This window comes from Paenibacillus solisilvae, assembly GCF_042656405.1.
Taxonomy (GTDB): domain Bacteria; phylum Bacillota; class Bacilli; order Paenibacillales; family Paenibacillaceae; genus Paenibacillus_Z; species Paenibacillus_Z solisilvae.
In genome coordinates this window covers 1-24,110 of sequence record NZ_JBHSOW010000095.1, presented here as the reverse complement: position 1 = coordinate 24,110, position 24,110 = coordinate 1, and the positions used below count along the sequence as shown (strand labels likewise).

Sequence of the window (24,110 nt, the reverse complement as noted above, 5' to 3'; positions counted from 1 at the left end):
GAAATGGACAGCAGCACTACACTCAAAGTGAGGAAGAAAGGTTGGATTATCATTCTTCTCCTGTGTATAGCCGGCTATTATACGTTTTACTATAATTTTGTATTCGCACGAACGGCAGCTATTGTTACAGTAGTGAAGAAAGAAAAGCATACGATGTCAATACGTTATGCAGATCATACCGAACAAACAGTCAATGTTCCTCAAATTATCCTTCCGCTTATTAAAGAGGGAAACACTTATTTTGTCTCCATTTATCGAAATAATTATCGCAAACCGTTTGTGAAGAGCATTAAACCATCCCCCCTAAACTTTGCATATCGACGTGAATATATTGAAGGAAGCGAAAAGGACCCCTCACGGCGGATCCTTTTCTTTATGTCCGGTATGATGGAGAAAAGTAAACGCTATCAACACTTGGGCTTAGTTAGATGCTATAATCCAGTTAAATACAAATTTAGGTGGTGTGGTGTGGGGTATGAAAGATGATGTCTATCGATATAATCACGCACGTTGGGAAGCGTTGGCTAAAGCAAATGCCTTATTCACGCGTCCCAAGCTTGATCTTGATAAAGAGGCGGCCCGTGAGTATTTGGGCTTGGAACGGTTAGGAGTTACAGGGGATTTAACTGGAAAACATGTTCTTTGTTTAGCAAGCGGCGGGGGGCAGCAGTCAGCTGCATTTGCTTTGCTTGGGGCCGTTGTCTCGGTCTTTGACATTTCTCCGTCCCAATTGGAACGTGATCAGGCTGTAGCCGGACATTATGGGGTTGCAATTCGTGTATTTCAAGGCGACATGCGCGATTTATCCTGTTTCGAGAGTGGTTCATTTGATATCATATGGCATCCATACTCCCTGACTTTTGTTCCGGATTCGCGAGTCGTATTTCATGAAGTATCTCGTATTCTCAAAGTGGGCGGGCTATACCATCTAATGTGTGCGAATCCTTTCTTCTCAGGGTTAACTCATTCCGATTGGAATGGGGAGGGATACACCTTGAAATTCCCCTATGAAGATGAAGGAGTGACTTCTTATCCGGATCAAGAGTGGGTATATGATCAGTCGGAGTCCGGTGATAAAATACAGCAGCCGATCGAATACAGACAAACATTAAGCAGAATAATGAATGGACTAATTAAAGAAGGGTTTCTTCTTGCCTATTTCTCTGAAATTAAAAGTAAAGATGAGGAGTTACTGCCCGGCAGTTGGAGTCATTTTACAGATGTAGCGCCACCTTGGATGGAATTTATCTGGTACTACCACCCAAATGTATTCAAGCTGAAATAACAAACCTTTGCAGACCGATTTCAAAATATCAGAGGCTTTCCTGGACTTCGTGTAAAAGTCCAGGAAAGCCTCTTTAAAATCTTTATAGTATAATCATTTTAATTAGAACCTGTTATAGCAGAGCCCGTGCCGGCCGCGATGTTTATTGAGATCGGTGGCGTGAACGGGAAACGATAGTGGTGTATAGATTAAAGTAGGAAAATGGATCAGTTGACGAAATAATGCCAAAACAATGAGGAGAAGATGCTTATGATTTCAGATTGGAAACAAGCTGAGGAAGCATTGAGGGACGTTGAGATCGTTGGTTATGAAAACAATAAGCCTGTTTCCGTCATAAGCTTTTCAGATGATTTGCGTTGTATCGGTATCGGAACGGATGCGGCGGTCTTTTATTACACGAACACTCCCAATTACGCATTTAAAGTTTATTCTGATAAGGCATTAGAGAAAAAGGAAGTGGAGGCAGATATATACGAACGTTTAAAAGGATCACAGTATTTCCCCCAATGTTTTGGAACCGGACCTAACTATTTAGTTTTAAGTTATGAACAAGGAGTTACCTTATATGATTGTCTTCTGCAGGGTGTTCCTATTTCAGAGCAAGCGATCCAAGACGTTGAGGACGCCCGCGAGTTTGTCCGAAGTCAGGGGCTGAACCCTAGGGACATTCATCTAAAAAATGTTCTCTTGCAAGAGGGAAGAGGAAAAGTTCTTGATGTATCGGAATATATCAAGGAAGGAAACGATAGTCGGTGGGAACACTTGGTATGGGCATACAAACATTTTTATCCTCTAATATGCGACATACAAGTACCTATATGGATCTTGGAAACCATAACTAACTGGTATAACCGGATCGATAAGGCAAGTTTTGGAATAGAGGACTTCTCTAAACGAGTGAGTCGGCTATTCTTTGGGAATAGCAAATGAACCATCACCGATCATTTTATGGCATACCCGCACCTCGGGGAAACCAAAGGCTCCTATGTAAGTTATCTGTTCAATTAATGAGACCTAAAGATTTGAAATGCGCTGAAAAAGGGCTCCTTGAGGAGCCCTTAATTTTTCGCCGTTAGTGTTATAGTATTGGGTGTTCGGTTCAATAAGTGAATGAAGTATTAGATTAATGAAAGGCAATCGCTGCGAGGTTAGAGCCTAGTGCTTTATTCCAAGCAGATCGCTTTCATAATATTATCGATCAATATTTCGATAATCGATGGATCCAAAGTTTTTTTGAAAATGAGAACTCGGAAGTATAAGGGGCCGTAAATCATATCCAATGTGACGTCCAGATCTATTTCGGAGCGGATTTCTCCGCAGGCAATGCCGATTTCGAGTATCCTCTTCGCAGCGGCCCTTCTCGGGGCAAGGTATTGTGTATGAAAAATCTGGACAACCTCCGAATCCGGATCACTCTCGGAAATGATGGCCAGCATGGTGCGACCGAGTGTACTGTTGAATACATTGGATAACCCCTGCAACTGTTTCAGAAATTTCTCGCGAACGGACAGCGTTTCCTGAAATTCAATTTGGGGTAAAATCTGCATTAAAAAAGCGTCTATGATCAGCACGTTTTTATTACTCCACCAACGGTAGATGGTTGCTTTACTTACTTCCGCACGGGCCGCAATCCCATCGATCGTCAATGACGAATATCCGGACTGCTCCAGCAGGCTGATCGTTGCGTTCAGAATGGCCTTTTTGGATTGCTCACTTCGCGGTCTCCCAACGGATGGCTGCAAGTTTTTTTGATTGGTCATCTCTTATTCCCTTCCGCATTTTGCCATTATCCCAATATAGATATAAGGTATCATAATCAACCGGATTTTTAAACCGATCATGACTTGACTGTATCGGCAACTTCCGCATTAGGCTTGACTCTCCAGGTCTGCTCCAACAACAATCCAACCAGCATACCGACCATGACTCCGTTGCCCAGTAGGTACTGACAGATGGTTGGCTGGCCGTAAAAGAGACTTTGCGGCAGGAACATGACGCCGGTTCCGAACGAAAGCGACAGTCCCAAGATGGTCAATCGGCGCTCGTCAAACGGTATTTTGAGGATGGAATTCAAGCCAATGCCAATCATTTGCGCAAAAGATGCCAGCATGGCCGCATTGGCAACCTGAGCAGGTAAAACCGATAAAAGCGAATAGACGCCCGGAATAGAAGAAACCACAATCAGTGCCAGGCAGGCAATAAAATACGGTAAGATACGTTTTTGACCCGTAAGTCGTACAAATCCGGCGGAAATGGACAGCGGAACTACACCTATGGTTGAAAATAAGGAAGAAACAATGTTCGTGACCCCTGCTATGATTCCACCCCGGTCCAATGGCGTTACTTTGACATAAGCCTGCTCCTTGTCGCCCAGAACCTGCTGCATGGCTGACATGCTCGCGATTACACTGGAAATCAGAACAAAAGCAACCATAATAGAACTAATCGCCATCCCCCCATCCAAACTAGGCATGCCCCATGCAAATAATTCGGGTGCTTTAATCAACGAACTGGATTCGGGCAAGCTCGCCGAACCGTTCGCCAATGCATAAGCCATCCATCCGGCAATGACGCCGATCAGCACAGCATAGCTTTTCATCCACCCTTTTCCCCACACTGAGAGGCCAAACACGAAGATGAACACAGCGAAGGAATGACCACATTGGCAGCTTCAATCGGTGCGGCAGTATCGCTGATTCCGATCATCCCTTTCAGTAATGTTCCGCTAAGCTGAAAGGTCAGCAATATCAAGTAAATACCGGTAACGAGCGGTGTGAACATGGCAAGCATCTTATGCATCCACCCTGCCCACCCGATCAAAACAACGATTACCCCGGTGATCAGCATGCCGCCTTCAAGCAGCCGCAGAGTAAGGTGCTGGTCCGTTCCCTGAGATGCGCTCAATTGTCCCATGAGAACAAAAATGCCGAGCCAGATTCCAGCAGGACCCTCGGCAATAGGCAGACGGAGTCCAAGCCATCCGGATAGAAGGGAAGAGAGTCCTACAACCAAGAACGTTCGTTGGATTAAATCTATAATTTCTCCAGGCGACATATGGAATATCTTTCCGACCAGGATTGGAAGCATTAAAGAATTAGCGAGTAAAAATACGAACCATTGAACGGAAAACATCCCTGTTCTCCATGCCGTGTTTTTCATATGATATTTTCTCTCCCTTAAAAAAAGTTTATTGCAATTTAGAAACGACTCGTTTAGTATCTAAATTATAAATAATGACTTGGGAATAGGCAAGACATTATTGTGCGTTATGCAAATAACAAACATTTTTACATTTATATTCAGAAAGGGTGTGCTGCTCATTTTGTATTGAAACAAGGGCATGGTGTAGTGTTCAACGTTGGATCAAAAATTAATGGGACAAAGGGTGAATGACATGGAAGAAGAACAAAAGAATAATTCAGTTAATCCTTCCCGAAGAAGCTTTTTGAAAAATGCTTCGCTTGCGGTAGGTGGCGCAGTTATTGGCGGAGGAATCCTCAACGATCTGTTAAGTGGCAAAGCGTTGGCTGCCGATAAATCATCGGTAGACAAGGTTAAACCAAAAGACTTGGAAACAGAGGCCCGTTTTTTGGTGAAAAACGGTTTGGTCATCACTTTAGAAAAATCAGATCCAGATTTTATGAAAGCCGATATCTTGGTGGAGAACGGTAAAATTACAGCGATTAAACCAAACATAGACATTTCGGGAATCCAAGTCATTGATGCGTCGGGTATGATCGTAATGCCAGGCTTTGTAGACACCCATCGCCATGTGTGGGAAGCCCTTGTTCGGGGAATTGGCACCGACTGGTCGATTGCAACCTATCTGAACACGATCTACTTCCAGGAACTCGGAGGTAAATTGCGGCCCGAGGATTCTTATATAGCCGATCTTCTGGGAGCACTCGAGGCGCTCAATGCAGGGGTTACCACAATGTTGGACTGGACTGCGATCAATACTCCGGAGCATGCCGACGCCCTGATCCAGGGTCTGAAAGAATCAGGAATTCGTGGTGTATTCGCCCACGGCACCCCAATTACGAATATTACAACCTATTGGGCTCCCGATAGTACTAACATGCATCCTTTGGACAGCAGACGCATCAAGAAGCAATATTTTTCTTCCGACGATCAATTGTTGACGATGGCTTTAGCGATTCGGGGACCCGAATTTGTATCCATTGATGTCACAAGGAAAGACATCATGCTTGCCCGGGAGCTTGGAGCGATTGCTTCTATGCACGTTGGGGTAGGGATCGCCGGCGTTCAAAAGAAACCCGTTCTTCAACTGCGTGATGCAAATCTGCTCGGCCCGGATTTGAACTTTGTTCATGCAACGACGCTTACGGATGAAGAACTTATGTTAATCGGTCAAAGCGGCGGGTCCTTATCGTCAACTCCCGAAGTGGAATCGCAGATGGGTCACGGTTGGACAGCCGTCGGAAGATATATCTCACAAGGATACCGTCCTTCATTGGGTGTCGATGTTGTGGTATCTACCGGACCGGATATGTTCTCCCAAATGAAATTTGCTCTGCAGGTAACTCGCGCCATTGAGAATGCAAAAATTCTGGAAAGCGGAAAAGATGTTGCGCAGCTGCATCTTTCTGCAAAGGATGCGCTTGAATTCGCTACAATTGAAGGCGCCCGCGCCCTTCACCTGGATCGAAAAATCGGCACCTTGGCTCCGGGTAAGGAAGCGGACATGATCTTTGTTCGAACCACCGATCTCAATCTCACTCCTGTCAACAATCCTATCGGTTTGGCGACACTTTGCGCTAACCCAAGCAACATCGATTCCGTATTTGTTGCCGGTAAAGCGATGAAACGAAATGGGAAATTATTGAACGTTGACCTGGATCGCGTTCGCCGTTTGGCAAGTGCGTCTGCTGAATATGTACTTAACGCATTTGGTCCGACACCTCGGTTTTAATCAAGTGATTTTTAACTGAAGTAAAAAAAATGGCAGGTGAGTAGAATGGAAACCCAAAATGAATTCATAGTCCATCTTTCCGAGCTTAGAAAACGTCTGGTTTATATTATTATTTGGTTTTTTATTACGCTTTGCGTCGGTTTGTATGTGTCGCCCCATGTTATGCTGTACATCAAAACGCAGCCTGCTGCCGTAAATATCGAGTGGAATGTATTTTCCATGACAGATGGCATGTTTATTTATATGAAATGCGCTTTTCTGGTTTCCATTCTATTTACGCTGCCTCTTGCGCTATATCACATTTGGGCTTTTGTAAAGCCGGGTTTAACCGTAAGGGAAGCAAAAGGGACTCTGTCCTTTGTACCCGCATCTTTTCTGCTTTTTCTGCTAGGAGTCTGCTTTAGCTATTATATTGTGTTTCCGTCGATGGTCTCCTTTATGGCGAAAATCAACGGCAGTATCGGTGCAGTGGAAACATATGGAATTGACCGTTACTTTTCTTTCATGTTCAGCGTTATTTTTCCGATAGGAGTCACGTTTGAAATGCCGGTCGTCGTCCTGTTTTTGACGAAATTAGGCATGCTCGACCCGGGCAAGCTTAAGAAAAGCAGAAAATATGCCTATCTGGCGCTGGTCTTTGTAGGCTCTTCCATTTCACCGCCTGATTTTGTCTCCCACTTATCGGTTACGGTACCGTTGATTCTCTTGTTCGAGTTAAGCATTATTGTATCCGCCTGGTATTCGCAAAAAATGAAGCGTTCCTAAATCGGACGCCACTACGAAGGATGTGTTAAACCATGTTTAATAATATTGGAATTCCCGGATTAGTCCTTATCGCCATCATTGCTTTGGTTATCTTCGGACCTTCGAAATTGCCCCAGCTTGGCCGTGCAGTAGGCGACACGCTGCGCGAATTTCGCAGCTCCACGAAAGGAATCGTTGAAGATATAACGGAGGATAAAAAGTCTGAAGACCAGCAAACGAACAAGCTGCAATAATCGTCAGCAAAAATATATCCAAGTCAGGTCCATGCCAAGGCCAATAATCTGACTTGGATTTTTTTGTTATGCGAAGGAACGCATGACAGAAGTTAAAGGCAAGAAGCTTATAATCATCCTTGTAATCTTGTTTAGTTTCCATGTGCAAGTCGGTCACCTTCCAGCACGTTGTAATGAAATCGTGTGGATAAAAGATGAAGGAGCTGCAAATGGTTAATGAATAATTGATGATCAAACCTATATACCACCTCGGCGATTACCGATAGGCTATTTTAAAAAATGGAGGTAATCACAGTATGAAGAGATTAGCAGCAGTTTTGTTGGCAGCGGTTATTGTTTTATACTCGGCAATTGGTTTCGGTAACTCCGCGCAAGCGGCGTCCTCAGCGAATTGTGTTAACGGCGGTTATTCAGTTATCATTGACGGCCAAACGTACTTCGGCGAATCAGTCCTATAAGGGGGCTGGTTTTTTCGATACATAACAGTAGTAAAATGAGGGTAAAAATTCGATACATAACTATTTTGTGATCGATACGCTTTCCGGCTTGGTTGACGAATACAAGACCGCCGGCGAGAAAAATAAGGAGCTGCAAACGCAAGCTAGGGTGGGTAATGGTGGGGTACCAACATCAAAGTATTGTAGAATGGAGGGGATTGTGCTCGGTTGTCTAATCGGAGGAACGATAACTGTTATTTCGTTTTTATTTTCTTTTATTTTTGGTGTCTTTATATTGGAACAAACATTTACAGGAAATTACTACTTTGGTGCTGTTATTTACTTTCCATACAATGCCGCGATGTTTTCTATTATTATTCCGCTCATTATAATAACCAGGGTAAATGTAATGTTTAACTCTAGTGTATCTATTTTAGACTTTTCACTTTTGATAGGACTTGTTTTTTTCGTAATATCACATATTCAAAAAAAAAGCAGATAGGCTGCCCCATCTGCTTTTTATATTAGCTTTGCAGGAGGATACCGCGTGCCGAAAAAAGTTCCGAATTTCTAAATCTTAATTAATGCCATTCAACAACTTCTGTGGTAAGATATAAAAAGTTATTGATAATGATTATCAGTATTATCGCAAGAGGGAGGCCTTTCAACTCGTCTACTATGAAATGGAGTAAAGGATTCATCACAGGAATATGGTTTTTCGCTGTAGCGGCAGGATTATTGCTCAGCATGTTTTTTGCAATATCTTACGGCGCCAAAGATATGACGCTTGCTACAGTATGGGCGGCCGTTTTTCATTATGATTCTAACGTGACAACCCATCAGATCATTCATGAATTCAGGCTTCCCCGCGTACTGGGGGCCATGATTACAGGTATGGCCTTCGCGGTGTCGGGTGCGCTTATGCAGGGGGTCACACGGAATCCGATGGCGGACAGCGGCATCCTTGGTGTCAATGCGGGGGCAGCGTTCGTTGTTGCGCTCTGCTTTGCTTTCCTGCCTGGCTTATCCTACTCCATGCTGATGATCTTCTCATTCATCGGAGCGGCGCTGACTACCTTGTTTATTATAGGACTTGGCTCGGCTGCGAAAGGCGGACTTACTTCCCTGCGGCTCACAATTGCGGGAGCGGTTGTCGCAGCCATGCTTCATTCATTCAGTACCGGAGTTGCGATATATTTCGATTTGAGCCAGGATCTGGCTTTCTGGTATGCCGGTGGGGTAGCGGGTGTTACCTGGGAGCATCTTAGGGTGCTGGTTCCCGTGATTATTCTTACTCTGGTCTGGTCCATTACGATGGGACGCTCCATTACCTTCCTGTCGCTGGGAGAGGAATCGGCTGTGAGCCTGGGTGTGCGGACCCGAAGAATCCGTCTGTTCGGCATGACTGCGGCCGTCATTTTGGCTGGAACATCCGTATCGGCGGCCGGCTCCATCGGGTTTGTCGGCCTAGTTGTTCCTCATATCGCGCGGCGGCTGATCGGAGTGGATTATCGTATATTGATTCCATTATCGGCTATGTTGGGGGCGGTATTGCTTATCTGGGCGGATTTTGCATCCCGGATGGTTAGCCCTCCCAGAGAATTTGCAATAGGAGCAATGGTTTCCCTTGTAGGTGTGCCTTTCTTTCTTTATCTGGCGCGTAAAGAAAGGAGAGATTTGTAGATGGACATCGAGGCGCAGGACAAAAAAAGAGCAAGGCGAGCGGTTTATGCCAGTCTGGTCTTATTTTTGGTTGCACTGGCGGTTGTTCTCATCAGCCTGAATACGGGCACGATTCGCTTATCCCCATTAGCCGTGGTACGGACGTTGATTGGGAACGGCTCGACGGATGAGACGATCATCATGTTTGATTTCCGGCTTCCGCGTATACTGATTACGATGCTTGCAGGCATTGGACTTGGCATCTCCGGCGCCGTACTTCAAGGGATATCCCGAAATTCGCTTGCCGATCCCGGCATACTTGGTATTCATGCAGGGGCCGCATTCGGACTTATTATCTTCGTGTCCTTCTTCCGCACGATAGAGGGCCCATCCGCGCTGCTGATTCCTATGTTTACTTTTGCAGGGGGAGCATTGACGGCTGTTATAATTTTCATATTTGCCTATGACCGGTACAGAGGCTTACTGCCCATCCGCCTGATTCTGGTTGGCATCGCCGTTGCGGCCGGAATCAGCTCAATCACGCTTCTGTTGTCATTGCGTCTTGATGAGGATACATATTCCTTCGCGGCCAGTTGGCTGGCTGGCAGCGTCTGGGGAAGAGACTGGATTCATGTATGGGCGCTGCTACCATGGATTGTGCTGATCGTTCCCTTCATCTATATGCGCTCCCTAACCCTGGATATTTTCGCTTTGGGTGATGATGTTGCGTCAGGCGTAGGCAGCCATGTGACGAAAAACCGGCTTCATATGCTGTCGCTTGCGGTGGCGCTATCCTGCATCAGCGTCTCGATGGCAGGAGGAATCGGTTTTATCGGACTGGCGGCACCTCATATCGCCAAACGGCTAGCCGGACCGCAGCATCGGCATTTTCTTCCAGTAGCGGCGCTGGTAGGTCTTGTTATTCTCGTCGCGGCAGACACCATAGGACGTTCTATTTTTCGTCCTAATGCGATTCCGGCGGGGGTTGTGGTCGCAGCCATTGGAGGACCCTATTTTCTCTACTTGCTCTTTAAAACAAACAAATAGAATTACACATCAATGGAGGGACAACGAAATGAAGAAGATATTGGTACTCGTATCCATGATTATGATAATTGGTCTTTTGGCCGCTTGCGGGCAATCGGCGAACTCCAATAAACCGGCATCGCAAAATACAGCAGGTGAGGCTGCTGAAGGTATAACACCTGAGGTTGCAGCGCCTGAGAATACCTCCACGGATACGGCAGCCTCGGCACCGGACTTTATCGTTCACGCTGCCAACGCGAAGATTGCTTCCATGTCCATTCATATCACAAGCAACCTGCTTGCTCTTGGCATTACGCCAATCGGTTCGGTAGTGGGAGGCGATGTGAAGGACTTTCTGCCCCATGTCGCGGATCTTCTGAAGGGTGCTACGAAATACGGCACCGTATCCGATCCGGATATGGAAGCCCTGCTTGCCTCGAAGCCGGATTACATCTATCTCGATGAAGAATATTCAGGCAAGGACCTCTCCAAATTTGAGAAAATTGCCCCAACGATCGTTGTAGATATGAATAAAGGAACATGGCGCGACCACCTGAAGCTCCTTGCCCAGCATGTGGGGAAAGAGAAGGAAGCGGATGCTTTTATCCAGGATTATGCAACCAAAGCAGAGCGGGTTCAAACGTTAGTCCATAATGAGCTCGGCGCGGATGCCAGAGTTATGGCTATTCGCATGACAGCCAAGGAGCTACGCGTCATGAGTACTGGAAATCCTGTTGGACCGATTATGTTTGAGGATCTGAAGCTGAAACCGGCGGTTGGTGTGGAGAAGATCGGCGCCGATAAGCCTTTCGAGGTTATTTCCAAAGAAGTTCTTCCGGATTTTGACGCGGACGCTATCTTCGTTATTATCAGCGTCGGGAGTGAAGCGAAGAGCAATTTCGAAGAGATGGAGAAAAATGCTGTGTGGCAAAACCTGAAAGCCGTGAAAAATAAACATGTTTATATCCTCGATGGACAAAGATGGCTGGATTATTCCTCTATGGGTCAAAGCATGGCTCTGGATGATGCCGAGAAGTTGTTTACTAAGTAAAACGCAGCGGATGGCGTTTAGGCAACGCGTACTATAATTCGGAGCGTTACCAATGGACATTAAAAAAGATGACTCCTGATGAATGATATTATCCCCTTTAGGTAGACAGATAAGAGAATGACTCTTACTGTTAACTTGGAGGGGATTTTTCATGGGCAGAATCCAACACACCCACTCAGCTGAATCGAAATATAAAGCAGTTCAGATGATGTGGGAAATGGCTTTGGGTATAAGAGTTGCATCATTATTAGGAGAAAACAACATAAACATTAGGAATATTGTTAGAAAGTCGTGAAGGATATAATGGACAACTTTACATCAACTTTGATGAAGAACCACAGATAAATTATGCAAATGAAGTACTAGTGAAAAATGGATATAAAGTTCTTGAAAATAATGGCATTTGACCTTTTCTTTGAACTAGCGGCACCATCGCCTTTGCTGACGGGGAATCGTGGAAACGGATCGATGTTCCGATCATCGGCAAAGATTTTTATCAAACGCCGCAATCAGTGACATTCAAGTCCGGTGAAACGGAAAAGTTGATCGACATCCCTTTTGCTGATGATGGGCTGCGCGAGTATAAGGAATCGTTTAAGGTCAGGCTAAGAGACACATCTCCATCTGATAGTGTCACGATCGGCATCCCGGCCGCTGAAGTTTTCATATTTGATGAGAATCATCTGCCAAGATCTTAATAGAAGGGCTGAAGCGGCTTACTACGAAGCTGGTTCAGCCCTTTTATTAAGCAATCCTTGCCTAACGTCCAAGCAGCGCAGAGGTTTTGAATTTGAGCGATTTTGGTACGAAGTACCGAAGGAGCACCCAGGGGTCTACTACTGCGACGGAGGTTTTGAGTATTTGGGCGACTTTGGTATCGGACGGAAAAGTATAAATCTGGAGATCCTACAAAGATTCCATCGGTTATTTTTTTTAATCATTTACATGTGTGTTATGATTGATGATGTACAATGTATACAGTCTATACGGGAGGAGGTATAACAGTTGCTTAAATTTAATTTAACACCGATAGAAAAAATTTTTACGACGAAAGAACGGGCATACAAGGAAATCAAAAACGTGATTTTAAACGGGGGTATTTCTCCGAATGAAATATTTACCGAAGTTAAATTGGCTGAAGTATTAAATACGTCAAGAACCCCTGTTCGTGAAGCGCTCCAAGACCTAATCAGAGAAGGGTTAATCTTAACCGTTCCTAGAAAAGGAATGAAGGTACGGAATGTTTCCAAAAGCGAAATCGAACAAATTTTCTTGATTAGAACCTCAATTGAAAGCGAAGTAATCATCAAATTAACAAAATTCATCACACCGAAGCAAATTGACGAATTGAAGGAAATATGTCTGGAACAAGAAGAGGCTATGAATCAAAATGATGAAGTGGCATTTCTGAATTTCGATCAATCTTTTCATATTGCCATCACGAAATTTGTTGACTATAAATTGATTGAGCAGGTCCTTCACAATTTGCATAACTTATACCACCTTATTGGCATGCGATCGGTTAAAAAGAACAACAGAATGAACGAAGTTTTGTCCGAGCATCGCAATATCATTCACCATTTAGAAATGAAGAACGAAGAATTGGCGGCAGCTGCTATGAGAGATCACTTAATAAGAACGAAAGAATCATTGAATAACTAATTGCATCCAAGTATTTGCCACTGTGGTGCCGGTTTCAAGGTCCATCAAACAGTGGCATTTTCATTTTTTATGTTAATTAATGTTACACATCAAAGAAAATAATAATGTAAAAATTAAGCTCGATGGATAATTCTTAAAAATTCGTTACTGCTCAGGTCTCCCGTCGATTACGGGAGAGGGATGAACTCGGCTTTTTTCCCTTCTATCTGGGCGACGTGGTGCATGACTGCTGGCCAGCCTACTTCAAAGATCGGTACCATTTCGGTCATGCGCTTTGTAATGCCATCTCTTGCGAGAGTGCCGCGGGATTACGGAGCATGACGGTCAGGTCTGGTCGGGCCGGATGGCCGAACTGCTCCAAGAAAGCTGGCAACTCGCCGTTCTCCGCTTTCTTTGGGATGCCCGGATTCCATTTGACAACAACCAGGCCGAACGAGACTTTCGCATGGTACAGGTCAAGCAAAAAGTTTCCGGTTCCTTCCGCACCGCCTCCGGTGCAAAGCGATTTGCCCTTATGCGCAGCGTCATTTCCACGTTGCTCAAACAGCATCGTCCCGTTCTCTCCTCGCTCACCAACGCTTTAAAGGGCCAATTTAGCTTCTAATGAACCTAAGCAGTTACAAAAATTCAAGTCAATCAGCGGAGCTCATAATAAATGTTTCTGGCTATCCCACTAACTCAGAATGGGTAATTCTCAACGACGAAACACATAAAGTCATGAGATGATCCAGAACTCGATTTCGGATTTTTCTTCGATTAAAACGGCAGCAAAACTCATTCAAATAAGCTTGTAGGTGCTTGCTGTCTAGTCCATGAAAGGTTCCGCCGACAAAGGCTTTTGCATTGGAAATTTTCTTATGAAGCCAATCCAGATGATCGGGTTTTCTTTCACAGTTACTGTGGATTACCGCTCTCATTTAATGAGAGGCCGACAAGAACGGGGGTCTGATCGGTATCTCTGCCACGCTTTTTTCCTTCGGTTTCACCGCCGAAAAAAGCGTCATCGAGCTCAACAAAGCCTGCTAATTGGTACTTTGCATCACGTTGCCTCATCGCAAGCGTATCTTGTGAAGCATTAACTAAATGTTAAGAATTATTACATCATATGAAAGTTTTATTACAGATCCAAGAAAACTATATTGCATAAATGAGGATCGCGTAGTAAAATTATTACCACAATATAAATTAATGGAAAGAAACCTGACATTAATGAGAAGTATTAAAGGTGCGCGATCATTTGTGTCATGAAATATTACACTCGTATTGTGTATACACAATACATAATACGGTGTACACTTACCGCTTTTTAGGAGGTGATATATATTAGATTTATTAAATATGAAATGTGAAATGAAATGTAGTTCTCGGCATTGTTGAACATTCTTGAACTTACTTTATGGATGAGAGGTGTACATATGACTGCGAAGTTTCGTCTCGTAGTTCTTCTTTTAGTATCTGTAACAATTATTTTAGCGGGTTGCAGTTCTTCAACGCCTGCATCAAGTACGAGTTCAGGAGATTCCGGAGATAAAACACCGATTAAAATTGGTTTGCTCGAGGATCAATCGGGGGATTTTGCGATTGTCGGCCAGTATAAATACCATGCGGCTCAACTTGCTGTTGAAGAAATCAACAATGCCGGCGGTATTATGGGCAGCCAGGTTGAACTGGTTGCTCCTGACCCGCAGTCTAATAACCAACGGTATCAGGAAATGGCAAGAAAATTAATTCTTGAAGATAAAGTCGATGTTGTGTTTGGTGGGATTACCAGCGCTTCTCGTGAAGCTATCCGCCCCATTATGGATCAAAATAAAATGTTGTACTTTTATAACCAACAGTATGAGGGCGGTGTAGCCGACCATTATACGTTTGCTACCGGAGTTGTGCCGGATCACCAAGTGGTCACCTTGCTGCCGGATTTGATCAAGGAATATGGGCCCAATATATATACCATTGCTGCTGACTATAACTTTGGCCAAATTACCGCTCAATGGGTCAAGAAGGTTGCGGAAGAGAATGGCGGCAAAATCATTGGCGAAGAATTCGTGCCTCTCGGCGTCTCGCAATTTAGCAGCAGCATCAACAAAATCCAACAGGCGAAGCCTGATATTCTGATTACTTTGTTGGCTGGAGGACCGCAATATTCCTTCTTCGAGCAATGGGGCAAATCGGGAATCAAGGGAGTACCGATGGCTTCAACTGTAACGATTGCAGAGGCATATGAACACAAGCAGTTTAAACCGCCGGCGCTTGCCAACATGTATGTCACAGCTCCTTTTATTGAAGAGTTGGCAACAAAATCGCCAGAAGCGAAGCAATTTGTAGATAATTACAGAAAGAAATTCCCGGATGATCCGTATATCGGGATGGAAGCCGAAACCGAATATACCGCATTCTATCTCTATAAGGCAGCGGTGGAAAAAGCCGGCACCACGGACAAAGAAGCTGTTATTAAAGCTCTGGAAAGCGGGATCAGCTATGATGGCCCTGCGGGCAAAGTAACGATCGATGGCAAGACGCATCATGTGATCAAAGATCTCTGGTTAATTCGCACCGATGACAAACAAAACATTGAATTCGTGAAAAAGTTGGAGCAGATTCACCCGGATTGGTTGTCGAAGGAAAAAGGCGTTGACTTGACGCAGAAGAACGACAATAAGCAATATACACCGCTGGATTAATTATCTGGTCCTTTTCATCCATGCTGGACCAAGATGCGATCTGCTCTTGGTGCAGTATGGAATCATGAAAAAGGTGCCAATCCCTGCATACTTGAAACCGAAAGGAGACCCCGGATGCAAATTTTATACAGCATTTTTAATATGATCTACCAATTTCTCGATAGCTTCTCGTACCTAGTCCTGTGTGCAATTGGATTGGCGATCATATTTGGTATGATGGGAATCGTAAATTTGGCTCATGGGGAATTTATTATGCTCGGGGCCTACGCCGTGAACTTCCTTACGCTCGCACACGTTCCATTGCTTTTAGCGATTCCTATTTCAGCGGTTTGTGTAGGTATTTTTGGTTTTGTCATTGAAAGACTGATTATTCGGCATTTGTATGGAAGGCCCATGGATTCGGTGGTAGCGACCTGGGGCCTTAGCATGATATTGGGACAAGGAATGCTGATTATGATGGGTCCCACCTTTCAAGGGGGCGCATCGACTCCGTTAGGGTCCTTCACCGTTGGAGAAGCTACTTACTCAATGTATCGTGTATTGTTAATCGTATGTGCCATCGCGTTGCTTGCTTTTATGCTTTGGTTATTTATGCGTACGAAGTTTGGTTTGCGTGCCAGAGCGACGATGCAAAACCATCAGATTGCCAACAGCTTAGGGACCAATACGAATAAAATGTATACCGTCACGTTTATGCTAGGATCGGCATTTGCCGGCTTAACCGGTGCTCTCTATGCGCCGATGGCTTCGATTACCCCTAATTTTGGCTCCGGATTTATCATGGAGAGCTTCGTCACGGTCATTGTAGGCGGAGGGAATCCTCTGGTAGGAACTTTATTATCCAGCGGATCGTTAGGCATCGTGCACAGTTCCTTGTCGACCTTCTTTGGGACCTATTTTGGCAAATTAGGTTTGTTGATTGTTGCGATTATCTTTATACGAATTCTTCCGAATGGTTTTTCTGGAATCGCAGAGAAGATCGCAATGAAAAGGAGGTAATTTTATGAAAATAAAAATGAATACAGAAAATATGATTGCGACATTGCTATTTTTATTTCTGATCGTTTATCCCCTTATGACATCCGCTTACAAAGTGTTAAATTTGGCCAGCTTTCTTTCGATGGTTTTTATTTCGCTGAGTGTAGCGCTCATTTGGGGATATGCGGGCATTTTCAGTTCCGGCCAATCTCTGTTTTTTGGAATCGGCGGCTATTTCTATGGAATTTTGATGCTGAATGTCACTCAACCTTCATTTACTTTGGTCGCTTTTATATTGGGAGTAGTGGTTGCAGGGCTGGTTTCATGGTTATTGGGTTACATTATTTTTTATGGCGGCGTCAACGATATGTTTGTCGGATTAATCACGTTGTGTGTGACGCTGGCTATTGAAACGTTTATGGCACAAACGGCAGGGCCTGAATGGAAAATCGGCAATGTATCGCTCGGCGGCTATAACGGCATTAATAGTATACCTACCATTTCCATCGGATCATTTTCGCTTGTCGGCAACAATCTTTATTATTTCATTTTGATCCTGCTTTTGGTCGTATACATTTCCCTTCGATTGCTTGTGGTATCGCGCTGGGGGTACGCGCTCATTGCCATCAGGGAAAACCGGGAACGCAGCAAGATGTTCGGATACAATGTTCCTTTTATTCAAACGATGGTGTTTGCATTAGGCGGAGCTTTGGCATCGCTTAGCGGCATTTTGTATGCATGTTGGGGAGGCTACATGACTCCATCCACCATGAGCCTAAGCGCAGCGACGCTTCCGGTTGTCCTAGTAGCTGCAGGCGGCCGGAAGAATTTAACCGCAGGAATGATCTTCACGCTGATTTATTTATGGTTCGCTCAGTACTTGTCTGCGAACGGAAATCAATATGCGCTGGTCATCCTGGGCTTGCTGTTATTGGTTGTCATCTTGCTTTTGCCGCAAGGAATGCTCGTTGCCCTTTTCAATTGGCTTGATTCGCTGAAGCTGCGGCCGAAGGCACGGGCCTCGTACGAAATAAACCCTGTCAAGGAGGTTTTGCATGAAAAGTAATGTAACGAGTACAGCGCAGGCGATAGACGTATCCGGCACAGAACCGCTATTGGAACTGCAAAGCATTATCAAGCAGTTTGGCGGACTAACGGCTGTAGACGGCGTAAACATGAAGGTGGATCGCGGCGAGCTGCGATGCCTCATTGGGCCGAACGGCGCCGGCAAAAGTACAGTCTTTAAGCTGATCATGGGTTTGTACGCTCCTACTCAAGGACAGATTCGGTTCAAAGGGCAAGACATTACCCACTTGAATACATGGAAACGTTCGCGACTTGGTCTTAGCATCAAAATGCAGATACCCGGCGTTTATGGCGAGCTTTCGCTTCGGGACAATATGCGAATTGCCGTTCAGAACTATGTGCCGGTGCGCAAGATTCATGAAGAAATCGATCGTCTGATCCATTTGGTGGGCATTGAGAACTTAGGCAATCCTCTCGTGAAAAATTTATCGCACGGACAGCAGCAATGGCTAGAGATTGCCATGGCATTGGCTTCAAAACCGGACCTTCTCTTGTTGGATGAACCTGCTGCCGGTATGGGGCCGGAAGAAACGGAGTTTACGGCTCAATTGGTACGTTCTCTCAACAAGGCGGGGTTAACCATTTTATTTATTGATCATGACATGGAGTTTGTTCGGACCATGGCAGAGAAAGTGACCGTGCTTCATTACGGCAAGCCGTTTGCGGAGGGCAGCATGTCCGAAATTGAATCTAATAAAGACGTGATCAGGATTTATTTGGGGAGCATTTAAATCCCCATTCATGATCAACATCTTACGTTGCCGGAGGGATGGCGAATGCTTGAAGTGAAAGGCCTGGTCGCCGGGTATGACAAGGTCATGATCCTGCGCGATGTAAATATCAACGTTCAAAATGGAGAAGTCGTTTCGATTATCGGCAGGAACGGAGTCGGAAAAAGCACATTTATCAAGACGATTATCGGTCTTCTTAAAGCCAAGAGCGGTAATGTTGTTTTTAAAGACCAGAATATGGTCGGTCTTAAACCTTATGAGCGCGCTCATCTAGGCATAGGTTACGTTCCCCAGGGGCACGGAATGTTCCCCAGACTAACGGTGGAAGAAAACATCCGAATGGGTGAACAGATCAACAAACAAAAGACTGCAAAGAACTATGACCTGGTTTACGATTTCTTTCCCAAATTGAAGACTCGCCATAAACAAATGGCCGGTACGCTGAGCGGCGGTGAACAAGCGATGCTTGCGATTGGCCGCGCGCTGGTCGGGAATCCGGATTTATTACTGCTTGACGAGCCGTCGGAAGGGATTCAGCCGAATCTGGTTGAACAAATCAGCGAAACCATTGGCCGAATTAACGGCGAACTGGGTTTAACCGTACTTTTTGTGGAACAAAACATTGCGATGATCCAGAAGATGTCCCATCGTTGTTATGCCATGGATAAAGGAAGTATTGTCGGAGAGATTCCCAGGGAAGATTTATCGGATTACAGAACGATTCAACGTTATCTGGCTGTATAACTCATCACATATTAAGGAGTTGCTATCAATGCGAGAAATTAGACAACCCGGAGCTTATAGTTACGTATATGGAAAATATGAAGAGCCGATCGCTACTGTTAAACCAGGTGAAACGGTAGCCATCTATACCAAAGATGCGTTTACGGATCAAATTTCTAAAGAAACCGACCGCCCTTCACAAATTATGTCCAACCCAAATCCTCAGACAGGACCGATTTATATTGAAGGGGCTGAACCGGGGGATACTTTGGTTGCCCGCATTATCGAAATTGAACCGACCCGGGATTATGCGGTAAGTGCATTGATTCCTAATTTTGGAGGACTATCGAATACCAACATCACGCGTACTTTAAATGAGCCTATCCCTGAAAAGGTATGGATTTATAAGTTAGAGGATGGGGTTTTGACCAACAATAAACGACTCTCTTTTCCCTGGCGCCCCTTTTTAGGGACGATCGGTACAGCTCCCGCATTGGAAGCCATTTCTTCCATCACCCCATATGATCATGGCGGCAACATGGACGTACCTGATGTGAAGCCGGGAAATACGATTTACTTGCCGGTTCGGGTGCCCGGAGCGTATTTCTTTACGGGGGATGTTCACGGCGGTCAAGGCCAAGGCGAATTATGCGGCGTGGCACTTGAAATTTCCGCTAAAGTGACGATTCAATTCGACTTAATCAAGAATAAGTCTATTAATTGGCCCCGAATTGAAAGCGATACAGAATATATGGTCGTAGGAAGCGCCCGTCCGATGGAGGATGCTGCCCGTATCGCATACGCTGAATTAATTGTCTGGCTTGAAGAGCTGGGATGGGACAAATGGGAGGCTTATCAGGCACTGACTCAGATCGGCGAACTGTATGTGGGCAACATGGTCGATCCGAATTACTCGCTCGTAGCGAAAATCGATAAAAAGTACGCGCTTATTGACTAAGGAAGAAGGCAGCGTTATTTTGCGATGAAGTTCATGAAGGTGTTCCTGCAGATTGCTCTGCTCTTTCTGTTTTCCTTGGCAGGAAACGCGGTACAGCAAGCTCTCCATCTTCAGATTCCGGGAAGCATCGTGGGCATGCTGCTCCTGTGGGTCTGCTTAAGCTGATCATCGTATGCGTTATGCTCAGCAGCTTGTTTTGACATCGAATCATCTGATAAGCTCCATCTCTAGCGGGATGGAGCTTTTTTGTTTTTAAAATCCTTGTTCTATTATTCAAATCCCCGAATGACCCCTTCATAGGCGCGCCTGCAGTCCGCGACGGCCTTCGCTCTCCACACTAAGTCCGACGGAAAATACAATTCCTTGAACCGCCGGCTGATGTTCTGCCAATGCAAGAGAAAGAGCAAGAAAATGTCACAAGAGCCTATCCCTACCCATACCGGTTCTTGTCGAGGATATTCTTCGTCATTATGAATTTTCGGTCATGTAAGTCTCGTCACTTATTTATTACCGAGTTGTTCCGCCAAACCGATTAGAAGTCCTTCATTTCCACGAATGTAGCAGAGCCGATACGAGTCCTCGTACTGAACCACTTCGCCAACGAGCTGAGCACCATACTTAGTGAGTCTGGATACCATTTCGTCAATGTCTTCAACGGTGAACATGACGCGTAGATAACCGAGGGCATTTACAGGAGCAGTTCGGTGATCTGATATAGTAGGAGGGGTGAGAAATCGCGAAAGTTCAAGTCGGCTGTGGCCATCTGGGGTAACCATCATAGCAATCTCTACACACTGTGAACCCAGCCCGGTTACGCGACCAGCCCATTCACCTTCGACAGTAGCTCGCCCTTCGAGCTTCAAGCCAATCTCCTCGAAGAAAGAGATTGCGTCATCAAGGGATTCTACAACGATGCCAACATTGTCCATTCTTAGTAATTTGTTTTTTGCCATAGTTTTATCTCCTTATGTGTACAAATTTATTACCTGATCATCTTCATATTTATTCTATCAAGAATTACTAATTCCTTCCAATCGATTAACATCTTGTCACAGTATAGTAAAATGTGAAATTTGGTTTTCGGATATGTCATATTAACTTTTATTCTACGAAATTCAATTCGTAATTACCGTAATAAGATCGTTTTACGCAATAAAATTACGTAGATACCCCTTTTCTAAACTCCTAATATTTTTATACTTTAACAATTCGGAGTTACGATATTATCTCCTGCTTATTATTTTTGATCATTAAACTGATATGAACGAGGCGGTCAATACCTCTTTTCAAAAATCATTTTATAAGGGGGAATTGCTTTAAAATCTTGGCACGAAGGCAAAGCGTTGACGGTAGTTAACAGTCTGATATGCGCGGGTTGGGTACCGCATTTCAATCCATCCGTCGCGGAGCTGCCTCGGACTAAAGGCGCACGTTCGGCTAAAAATCCTTGCCTAGTGCATAGCTTAATATGAGGGTTCTCCTTACCGGTGTTTGCCTCCGAGCCAAGATTTCAAATCCCCCGTAGTTTTACGCATTCCGTACAAACTAAGCGATTAATATTGTTTCCGACTGCTTCTTCTCAATGGCACACCCAATAGCCCAAACGAACCCGATGAGTTCTCTGGCAACAGCAACAGCAGCTTGCTTCCCGGCTTTCCCCCGAGAAGTAATGCCCTCATATTTCTGATGCAATCGGTGTTGAGCTTTCCAGGAAATACGCTTGGCTTCTGGATCTTGGCCTTCCTGGCGAGAGCGGAGTTGTCCTTTTAGAGAAGGAGAGTGGCGATAGGACCAAGCAGATTCTACGATGACATGACGAATGTGAGCATTCCCAACCTTCGTAATGGATCCTTGCCAACGACTAGCACCACTTGAATATTCTTTAGGAACGAGACCTGCATACGACATTAACTGCCTGGGACTTGAAAAGCGAGAGAACTGCCCAATTTCCGCTACTAACGTGGTTGCGGTTACCTCTGCTACGCCACGCATGGTTTGAAGAGCCTGGATAACAGGGGCGTGAGTACTGCATGTTGCTTGTTCATGGATTTCAGCTTCAATTCGTTTTATTCGATCCGTCACTTCATCAATGGCATGAAGATATTCTTGGAATACCATTCGTAATGAAGATTTTTCAAAGCGAAGACCATGCAGCCATTCTCGATGTGTGACGGACCAGTTTCGTGTACCCTTTGGTGAACGCAGGTCATGACGAAGTAAAAACTGGACAAGGCGAAGGCGAGCACGGTGCAAGTCTTCTTTTGCGTCATGACGAGCACGAACCAAATCCCTCAACGCTTCATGATCTTCATCTGGGGTCCAAACAGGCGTAAGTTCTCCGGCTCGAAGAAGTTGTGCTAATCGTAATGCATCTCTTCGATCGGTTTTGATACGATCTCCAGCACGCTTTGGAATGAGTGTTGGCGCAACAACAACACAGTCAATTCCAAGCGATAACAAAAACCTGAAGAGACCATACCCCGTTGGTCCAGCTTCGTAACAGACGTGCAATTGCTCCGGTGTTCCAATTTTCTTCATGAGTTTACGCATGGCTTCAGGTGTGTGTGGAAAGTTCCCTAGGAAACGTGGTTCACCACGACCAGTATCTGCGACAGCAACAGAGATGATATCTTTTGATACGTCTAAACCAACAAATTTTGTGAAATCCTTCATATTAGCGGCTCCTTTCGAGTGTAGCTCTGCATGTGTTTTAAGTAGAATCCACTACACATTGTAACCAAACGCAACCTACGTTAAGCGAATGGGGCCGCCTCGTTCATTATGACTAAACTGCCCGTTCGCATTCCTGTAGAGCGTTATATTTCCGCTTTGCAAAAAAAAAAGAGCGCCTCGGTACGATGGGAGTACGAAACGGCAGTGCGCTGTACTTTGGACTGGAGCCGCTTTGTTCGCCACTATAAAACCAAAAACTTTTTGGAGCATAACCCAAGGTTGGAAGGCAACACGCGAGCCTTCGACTGCCTATTTTGTATTTTCTCGAATTGGAACTGCAATATGTGCGATCATCGGGCTTGTATTGTTGCTCCAACCGTATTTACACAAATAATCCCAAGTTCAATATCGACTTGTCATTAGGCTGACGGGAGACTAACACACTGACACCAGTTGCCGACAAGATCGGTGGCCTGTTCAACTAAATGGGCACGATAGCTGAATAGACACCCAGGAGTAGACTGCCGGCATGAACGGCAGTCTTTGTTCACCTAACGGGCAGTTTAACGCAACTTTCCAACCTTTGGAATCGTAAAATTATGGTAGGTGATCATATATCGGGGGGAGTCGATTTGCGTTTAAAACCTTGGATAATTGTTGTCATTACAATGATTTTATTTGTGGCTAGTGGATGCACAAAAAATGAAGAATCTATAAAAGAAAGAATTCAAAAAGAATTTCCTTCAGATTTTCAAAATGAAGGAATTTTGCATGCCGAGATGATTGGAAATGGTCTGCTTGTCTTCTTTAAAAACAACGAAGGTTTGGGTACAGGATTTTTTAAGCAGCAATCGAATAATTGGGAATGGGTAACGGGTTCAGGATACACTAACCTTAATCCTGACGGCGGTTTATCAGTAATTCACTCCAATATGGATGAGATTGCTTTATATTTTTCATACGGCGTTATAACAGATCCAGATATTTTCGAAGTTCAGTCGTTGGAAAACAAAGCTAAGATTATCCAAATGTCGGGTGGAACCAGGATATGGTTCATAACTTATGAGAATTCAATTGGGCAAAATGGTGCACTTCCACCAACAATAATCGGCCTATCTAAAGAAGGGGAGCAAATCATAACTATTCCCGATTAGTGACTGAACTCCCATGAAAATTAAATCCACAGTTGCAGAAAAAGGCCACAGTTGCAGAAAAAGGCAGCACTA

At 44.7% G+C, this 24,110-nt stretch carries 25 protein-coding genes and 3 pseudogenes; 22 read left to right on the top strand and 6 right to left on the bottom strand.

Annotated features, from left to right (window positions below; translation table 11 throughout):
- Positions 1 to 3: 3 nt before the first annotated feature.
- The 3 genes from ACFPYJ_RS24985 (at position 4) to ACFPYJ_RS24975 (ending at position 2,215) form a co-directional block, all read left to right on the top strand.
- Positions 4 to 486, top strand: a complete 483-nt coding sequence (locus ACFPYJ_RS24985; protein ID WP_379190943.1) for a hypothetical protein — start codon at positions 4 to 6, stop codon at positions 484 to 486.
- Positions 476 to 1,285, top strand: coding sequence for a class I SAM-dependent methyltransferase (locus tag ACFPYJ_RS24980; RefSeq protein WP_379190942.1), 810 nt, complete (start codon positions 476 to 478; stop codon positions 1,283 to 1,285). Before ACFPYJ_RS24985 ends, ACFPYJ_RS24980 begins: the two co-directional genes overlap by 11 nt.
- 249 nt (positions 1,286 to 1,534) lie before the next feature.
- Entirely contained in the window at positions 1,535 to 2,215 is a 681-nt protein-coding gene (locus ACFPYJ_RS24975) for a protein kinase family protein (protein ID WP_379190941.1), read from the top strand.
- A gap of 233 nt (positions 2,216 to 2,448) precedes the next feature.
- Here ACFPYJ_RS24975 and ACFPYJ_RS24970 read toward each other — a convergent pair whose 3' ends face one another.
- Together ACFPYJ_RS24970 and ACFPYJ_RS24965 are read right to left on the bottom strand one after the other, a co-directional pair.
- The gene (locus ACFPYJ_RS24970) at positions 2,449 to 3,045 is read right to left on the bottom strand and encodes a TetR/AcrR family transcriptional regulator (RefSeq protein WP_379190940.1); all 597 of its coding nucleotides are present in this window, start codon (positions 3,043 to 3,045) and stop codon (positions 2,449 to 2,451) included.
- 77 nt (positions 3,046 to 3,122) lie between these two features.
- Positions 3,123 to 4,372, bottom strand: a pseudogene (locus tag ACFPYJ_RS24965) (purine/pyrimidine permease).
- A gap of 307 nt (positions 4,373 to 4,679) precedes the next feature.
- On the opposite strand from ACFPYJ_RS24965, the gene ACFPYJ_RS24960 reads away from it, so the two are divergent.
- The 10 genes from ACFPYJ_RS24960 to ACFPYJ_RS24915 all read left to right on the top strand — a co-directional run bounded on the left by ACFPYJ_RS24960 (position 4,680) and on the right by ACFPYJ_RS24915 (position 13,658).
- Positions 4,680 to 6,218, top strand: coding sequence for an amidohydrolase family protein (locus ACFPYJ_RS24960; RefSeq protein ID WP_379190939.1), 1,539 nt, complete (start codon positions 4,680 to 4,682; stop codon positions 6,216 to 6,218).
- Positions 6,219 to 6,263: 45 nt separating this feature from the next.
- Entirely contained in the window at positions 6,264 to 6,983 is a 720-nt protein-coding gene (tatC, locus tag ACFPYJ_RS24955; protein WP_379190938.1) for a twin-arginine translocase subunit TatC, read from the top strand.
- Between the two features lie 32 nt (positions 6,984 to 7,015).
- On the top strand, positions 7,016 to 7,216 hold the full coding sequence (locus ACFPYJ_RS24950) for a twin-arginine translocase TatA/TatE family subunit (protein WP_379190937.1): 201 nt from the start codon (positions 7,016 to 7,018) through the stop codon (positions 7,214 to 7,216).
- A gap of 296 nt (positions 7,217 to 7,512) precedes the next feature.
- A complete protein-coding gene (locus tag ACFPYJ_RS24945; protein WP_379190936.1) occupies positions 7,513 to 7,674 on the top strand; it encodes a hypothetical protein in 162 nt (53 codons plus the stop codon).
- 657 nt (positions 7,675 to 8,331) lie between these two features.
- Positions 8,332 to 9,336: a FecCD family ABC transporter permease gene (locus tag ACFPYJ_RS24940; RefSeq protein WP_379190989.1), complete on the top strand. Its 1,005-nt coding sequence runs from the start codon at positions 8,332 to 8,334 to the stop codon at positions 9,334 to 9,336.
- Positions 9,337 to 10,362: a FecCD family ABC transporter permease gene (locus ACFPYJ_RS24935; protein WP_379190935.1), complete on the top strand. Its 1,026-nt coding sequence runs from the start codon at positions 9,337 to 9,339 to the stop codon at positions 10,360 to 10,362.
- 28 nt (positions 10,363 to 10,390) lie between these two features.
- Positions 10,391 to 11,392: an ABC transporter substrate-binding protein gene (locus tag ACFPYJ_RS24930; protein ID WP_379190934.1), complete on the top strand. Its 1,002-nt coding sequence runs from the start codon at positions 10,391 to 10,393 to the stop codon at positions 11,390 to 11,392.
- 431 nt (positions 11,393 to 11,823) lie between these two features.
- Positions 11,824 to 12,090 (top strand): Calx-beta domain-containing protein, encoded by a 267-nt coding sequence (locus ACFPYJ_RS24925; RefSeq protein WP_379190988.1) that lies wholly within the window; start codon positions 11,824 to 11,826, stop codon positions 12,088 to 12,090.
- 307 nt (positions 12,091 to 12,397) lie between these two features.
- The gene (locus tag ACFPYJ_RS24920) at positions 12,398 to 13,054 is read left to right on the top strand and encodes a GntR family transcriptional regulator (RefSeq protein WP_379190933.1); all 657 of its coding nucleotides are present in this window, start codon (positions 12,398 to 12,400) and stop codon (positions 13,052 to 13,054) included.
- A 343-nt stretch (positions 13,055 to 13,397) separates the two neighbouring features.
- The gene (locus ACFPYJ_RS24915) at positions 13,398 to 13,658 is read left to right on the top strand and encodes an IS66 family transposase (protein ID WP_379190932.1); all 261 of its coding nucleotides are present in this window, start codon (positions 13,398 to 13,400) and stop codon (positions 13,656 to 13,658) included.
- A gap of 211 nt (positions 13,659 to 13,869) precedes the next feature.
- Here the strand turns inward: ACFPYJ_RS24915 and ACFPYJ_RS24910 are convergent.
- Positions 13,870 to 13,971: pseudogene (locus ACFPYJ_RS24910) on the bottom strand (hypothetical protein); the annotation flags it as partial.
- Between the two features lie 63 nt (positions 13,972 to 14,034).
- Positions 14,035 to 14,133 (bottom strand): annotated as a pseudogene (locus ACFPYJ_RS24905) (IS1595 family transposase); the annotation flags it as partial.
- Between the two features lie 336 nt (positions 14,134 to 14,469).
- On the opposite strand from ACFPYJ_RS24905, the gene ACFPYJ_RS24900 reads away from it, so the two are divergent.
- The 7 genes from ACFPYJ_RS24900 to ACFPYJ_RS24870 all read left to right on the top strand — a co-directional run bounded on the left by ACFPYJ_RS24900 (position 14,470) and on the right by ACFPYJ_RS24870 (position 20,376).
- Positions 14,470 to 15,735 (top strand): urea ABC transporter substrate-binding protein, encoded by a 1,266-nt coding sequence (locus tag ACFPYJ_RS24900; RefSeq protein ID WP_379190931.1) that lies wholly within the window; start codon positions 14,470 to 14,472, stop codon positions 15,733 to 15,735.
- Positions 15,736 to 15,849: 114 nt separating this feature from the next.
- Positions 15,850 to 16,734 (top strand): ABC transporter permease subunit, encoded by an 885-nt coding sequence (locus ACFPYJ_RS24895; RefSeq protein WP_379190930.1) that lies wholly within the window; start codon positions 15,850 to 15,852, stop codon positions 16,732 to 16,734.
- Positions 16,735 to 16,738: 4 nt separating this feature from the next.
- Positions 16,739 to 17,779, top strand: coding sequence for a branched-chain amino acid ABC transporter permease (locus tag ACFPYJ_RS24890; protein WP_379190929.1), 1,041 nt, complete (start codon positions 16,739 to 16,741; stop codon positions 17,777 to 17,779).
- On the top strand, positions 17,769 to 18,530 hold the full coding sequence (locus tag ACFPYJ_RS24885; protein ID WP_379190928.1) for an ABC transporter ATP-binding protein: 762 nt from the start codon (positions 17,769 to 17,771) through the stop codon (positions 18,528 to 18,530). Before ACFPYJ_RS24890 ends, ACFPYJ_RS24885 begins: the two co-directional genes overlap by 11 nt.
- A gap of 45 nt (positions 18,531 to 18,575) precedes the next feature.
- Positions 18,576 to 19,274 (top strand): ABC transporter ATP-binding protein, encoded by a 699-nt coding sequence (locus ACFPYJ_RS24880; RefSeq protein WP_379190927.1) that lies wholly within the window; start codon positions 18,576 to 18,578, stop codon positions 19,272 to 19,274.
- A 28-nt stretch (positions 19,275 to 19,302) separates the two neighbouring features.
- Entirely contained in the window at positions 19,303 to 20,211 is a 909-nt protein-coding gene (locus tag ACFPYJ_RS24875) for an acetamidase/formamidase family protein (protein ID WP_379190926.1), read from the top strand.
- A gap of 24 nt (positions 20,212 to 20,235) precedes the next feature.
- Entirely contained in the window at positions 20,236 to 20,376 is a 141-nt protein-coding gene (locus ACFPYJ_RS24870; RefSeq protein WP_379190925.1) for a CidA/LrgA family protein, read from the top strand.
- A 335-nt stretch (positions 20,377 to 20,711) separates the two neighbouring features.
- Here ACFPYJ_RS24870 and ACFPYJ_RS24865 read toward each other — a convergent pair whose 3' ends face one another.
- Both ACFPYJ_RS24865 and ACFPYJ_RS24860 read right to left on the bottom strand, forming a co-directional pair.
- Positions 20,712 to 21,164: a VOC family protein gene (locus tag ACFPYJ_RS24865; protein WP_047679368.1), complete on the bottom strand. Its 453-nt coding sequence runs from the start codon at positions 21,162 to 21,164 to the stop codon at positions 20,712 to 20,714.
- Between the two features lie 592 nt (positions 21,165 to 21,756).
- A complete protein-coding gene (locus ACFPYJ_RS24860; protein WP_379190924.1) occupies positions 21,757 to 22,884 on the bottom strand; it encodes an IS110 family RNA-guided transposase in 1,128 nt (375 codons plus the stop codon).
- A gap of 145 nt (positions 22,885 to 23,029) precedes the next feature.
- On the opposite strand from ACFPYJ_RS24860, the gene ACFPYJ_RS24855 reads away from it, so the two are divergent.
- Both ACFPYJ_RS24855 and ACFPYJ_RS24850 read left to right on the top strand, forming a co-directional pair.
- Positions 23,030 to 23,278 (top strand): DUF6199 family natural product biosynthesis protein, encoded by a 249-nt coding sequence (locus ACFPYJ_RS24855; RefSeq protein ID WP_465263368.1) that lies wholly within the window; start codon positions 23,030 to 23,032, stop codon positions 23,276 to 23,278.
- A gap of 238 nt (positions 23,279 to 23,516) precedes the next feature.
- Positions 23,517 to 24,038, top strand: a complete 522-nt coding sequence (locus ACFPYJ_RS24850) for a hypothetical protein (RefSeq protein WP_379190922.1) — start codon at positions 23,517 to 23,519, stop codon at positions 24,036 to 24,038.
- The last annotated feature ends 72 nt before the right edge of the window (positions 24,039 to 24,110 follow it).

Excerpts from the sequence above, each read along its gene's own strand:
- ACFPYJ_RS24985 (WP_379190943.1), top strand. The coding sequence starts at position 4 with ATGGACAGCAGCACTACACTCAAAGTGAGGAAGAAAGGTTGGATTATC.
- ACFPYJ_RS24980 (WP_379190942.1), top strand. The coding sequence starts at position 476 with ATGAAAGATGATGTCTATCGATATAATCACGCACGTTGGGAAGCGTTG.
- ACFPYJ_RS24975 (WP_379190941.1), top strand. The coding sequence starts at position 1,535 with ATGATTTCAGATTGGAAACAAGCTGAGGAAGCATTGAGGGACGTTGAG.
- ACFPYJ_RS24970 (WP_379190940.1), bottom strand. The coding sequence starts at position 3,045 with ATGACCAATCAAAAAAACTTGCAGCCATCCGTTGGGAGACCGCGAAGT.
- ACFPYJ_RS24960 (WP_379190939.1), top strand. The coding sequence starts at position 4,680 with ATGGAAGAAGAACAAAAGAATAATTCAGTTAATCCTTCCCGAAGAAGC.
- tatC (WP_379190938.1), top strand. The coding sequence starts at position 6,264 with ATGGAAACCCAAAATGAATTCATAGTCCATCTTTCCGAGCTTAGAAAA.
- ACFPYJ_RS24950 (WP_379190937.1), top strand. The coding sequence starts at position 7,016 with ATGTTTAATAATATTGGAATTCCCGGATTAGTCCTTATCGCCATCATT.
- ACFPYJ_RS24945 (WP_379190936.1), top strand. The coding sequence starts at position 7,513 with ATGAAGAGATTAGCAGCAGTTTTGTTGGCAGCGGTTATTGTTTTATAC.
- ACFPYJ_RS24940 (WP_379190989.1), top strand. The coding sequence starts at position 8,332 with ATGAAATGGAGTAAAGGATTCATCACAGGAATATGGTTTTTCGCTGTA.
- ACFPYJ_RS24935 (WP_379190935.1), top strand. The coding sequence starts at position 9,337 with ATGGACATCGAGGCGCAGGACAAAAAAAGAGCAAGGCGAGCGGTTTAT.
- ACFPYJ_RS24930 (WP_379190934.1), top strand. The coding sequence starts at position 10,391 with ATGAAGAAGATATTGGTACTCGTATCCATGATTATGATAATTGGTCTT.
- ACFPYJ_RS24915 (WP_379190932.1), top strand. The coding sequence starts at position 13,398 with ATGGCCGAACTGCTCCAAGAAAGCTGGCAACTCGCCGTTCTCCGCTTT.
- ACFPYJ_RS24900 (WP_379190931.1), top strand. The coding sequence starts at position 14,470 with ATGACTGCGAAGTTTCGTCTCGTAGTTCTTCTTTTAGTATCTGTAACA.
- ACFPYJ_RS24895 (WP_379190930.1), top strand. The coding sequence starts at position 15,850 with ATGCAAATTTTATACAGCATTTTTAATATGATCTACCAATTTCTCGAT.
- ACFPYJ_RS24890 (WP_379190929.1), top strand. The coding sequence starts at position 16,739 with ATGAAAATAAAAATGAATACAGAAAATATGATTGCGACATTGCTATTT.
- ACFPYJ_RS24885 (WP_379190928.1), top strand. The coding sequence starts at position 17,769 with ATGAAAAGTAATGTAACGAGTACAGCGCAGGCGATAGACGTATCCGGC.
- ACFPYJ_RS24880 (WP_379190927.1), top strand. The coding sequence starts at position 18,576 with ATGCTTGAAGTGAAAGGCCTGGTCGCCGGGTATGACAAGGTCATGATC.
- ACFPYJ_RS24875 (WP_379190926.1), top strand. The coding sequence starts at position 19,303 with ATGCGAGAAATTAGACAACCCGGAGCTTATAGTTACGTATATGGAAAA.
- ACFPYJ_RS24870 (WP_379190925.1), top strand. The coding sequence starts at position 20,236 with ATGAAGTTCATGAAGGTGTTCCTGCAGATTGCTCTGCTCTTTCTGTTT.
- ACFPYJ_RS24865 (WP_047679368.1), bottom strand. The coding sequence starts at position 21,164 with ATGGCAAAAAACAAATTACTAAGAATGGACAATGTTGGCATCGTTGTA.
- ACFPYJ_RS24860 (WP_379190924.1), bottom strand. The coding sequence starts at position 22,884 with ATGAAGGATTTCACAAAATTTGTTGGTTTAGACGTATCAAAAGATATC.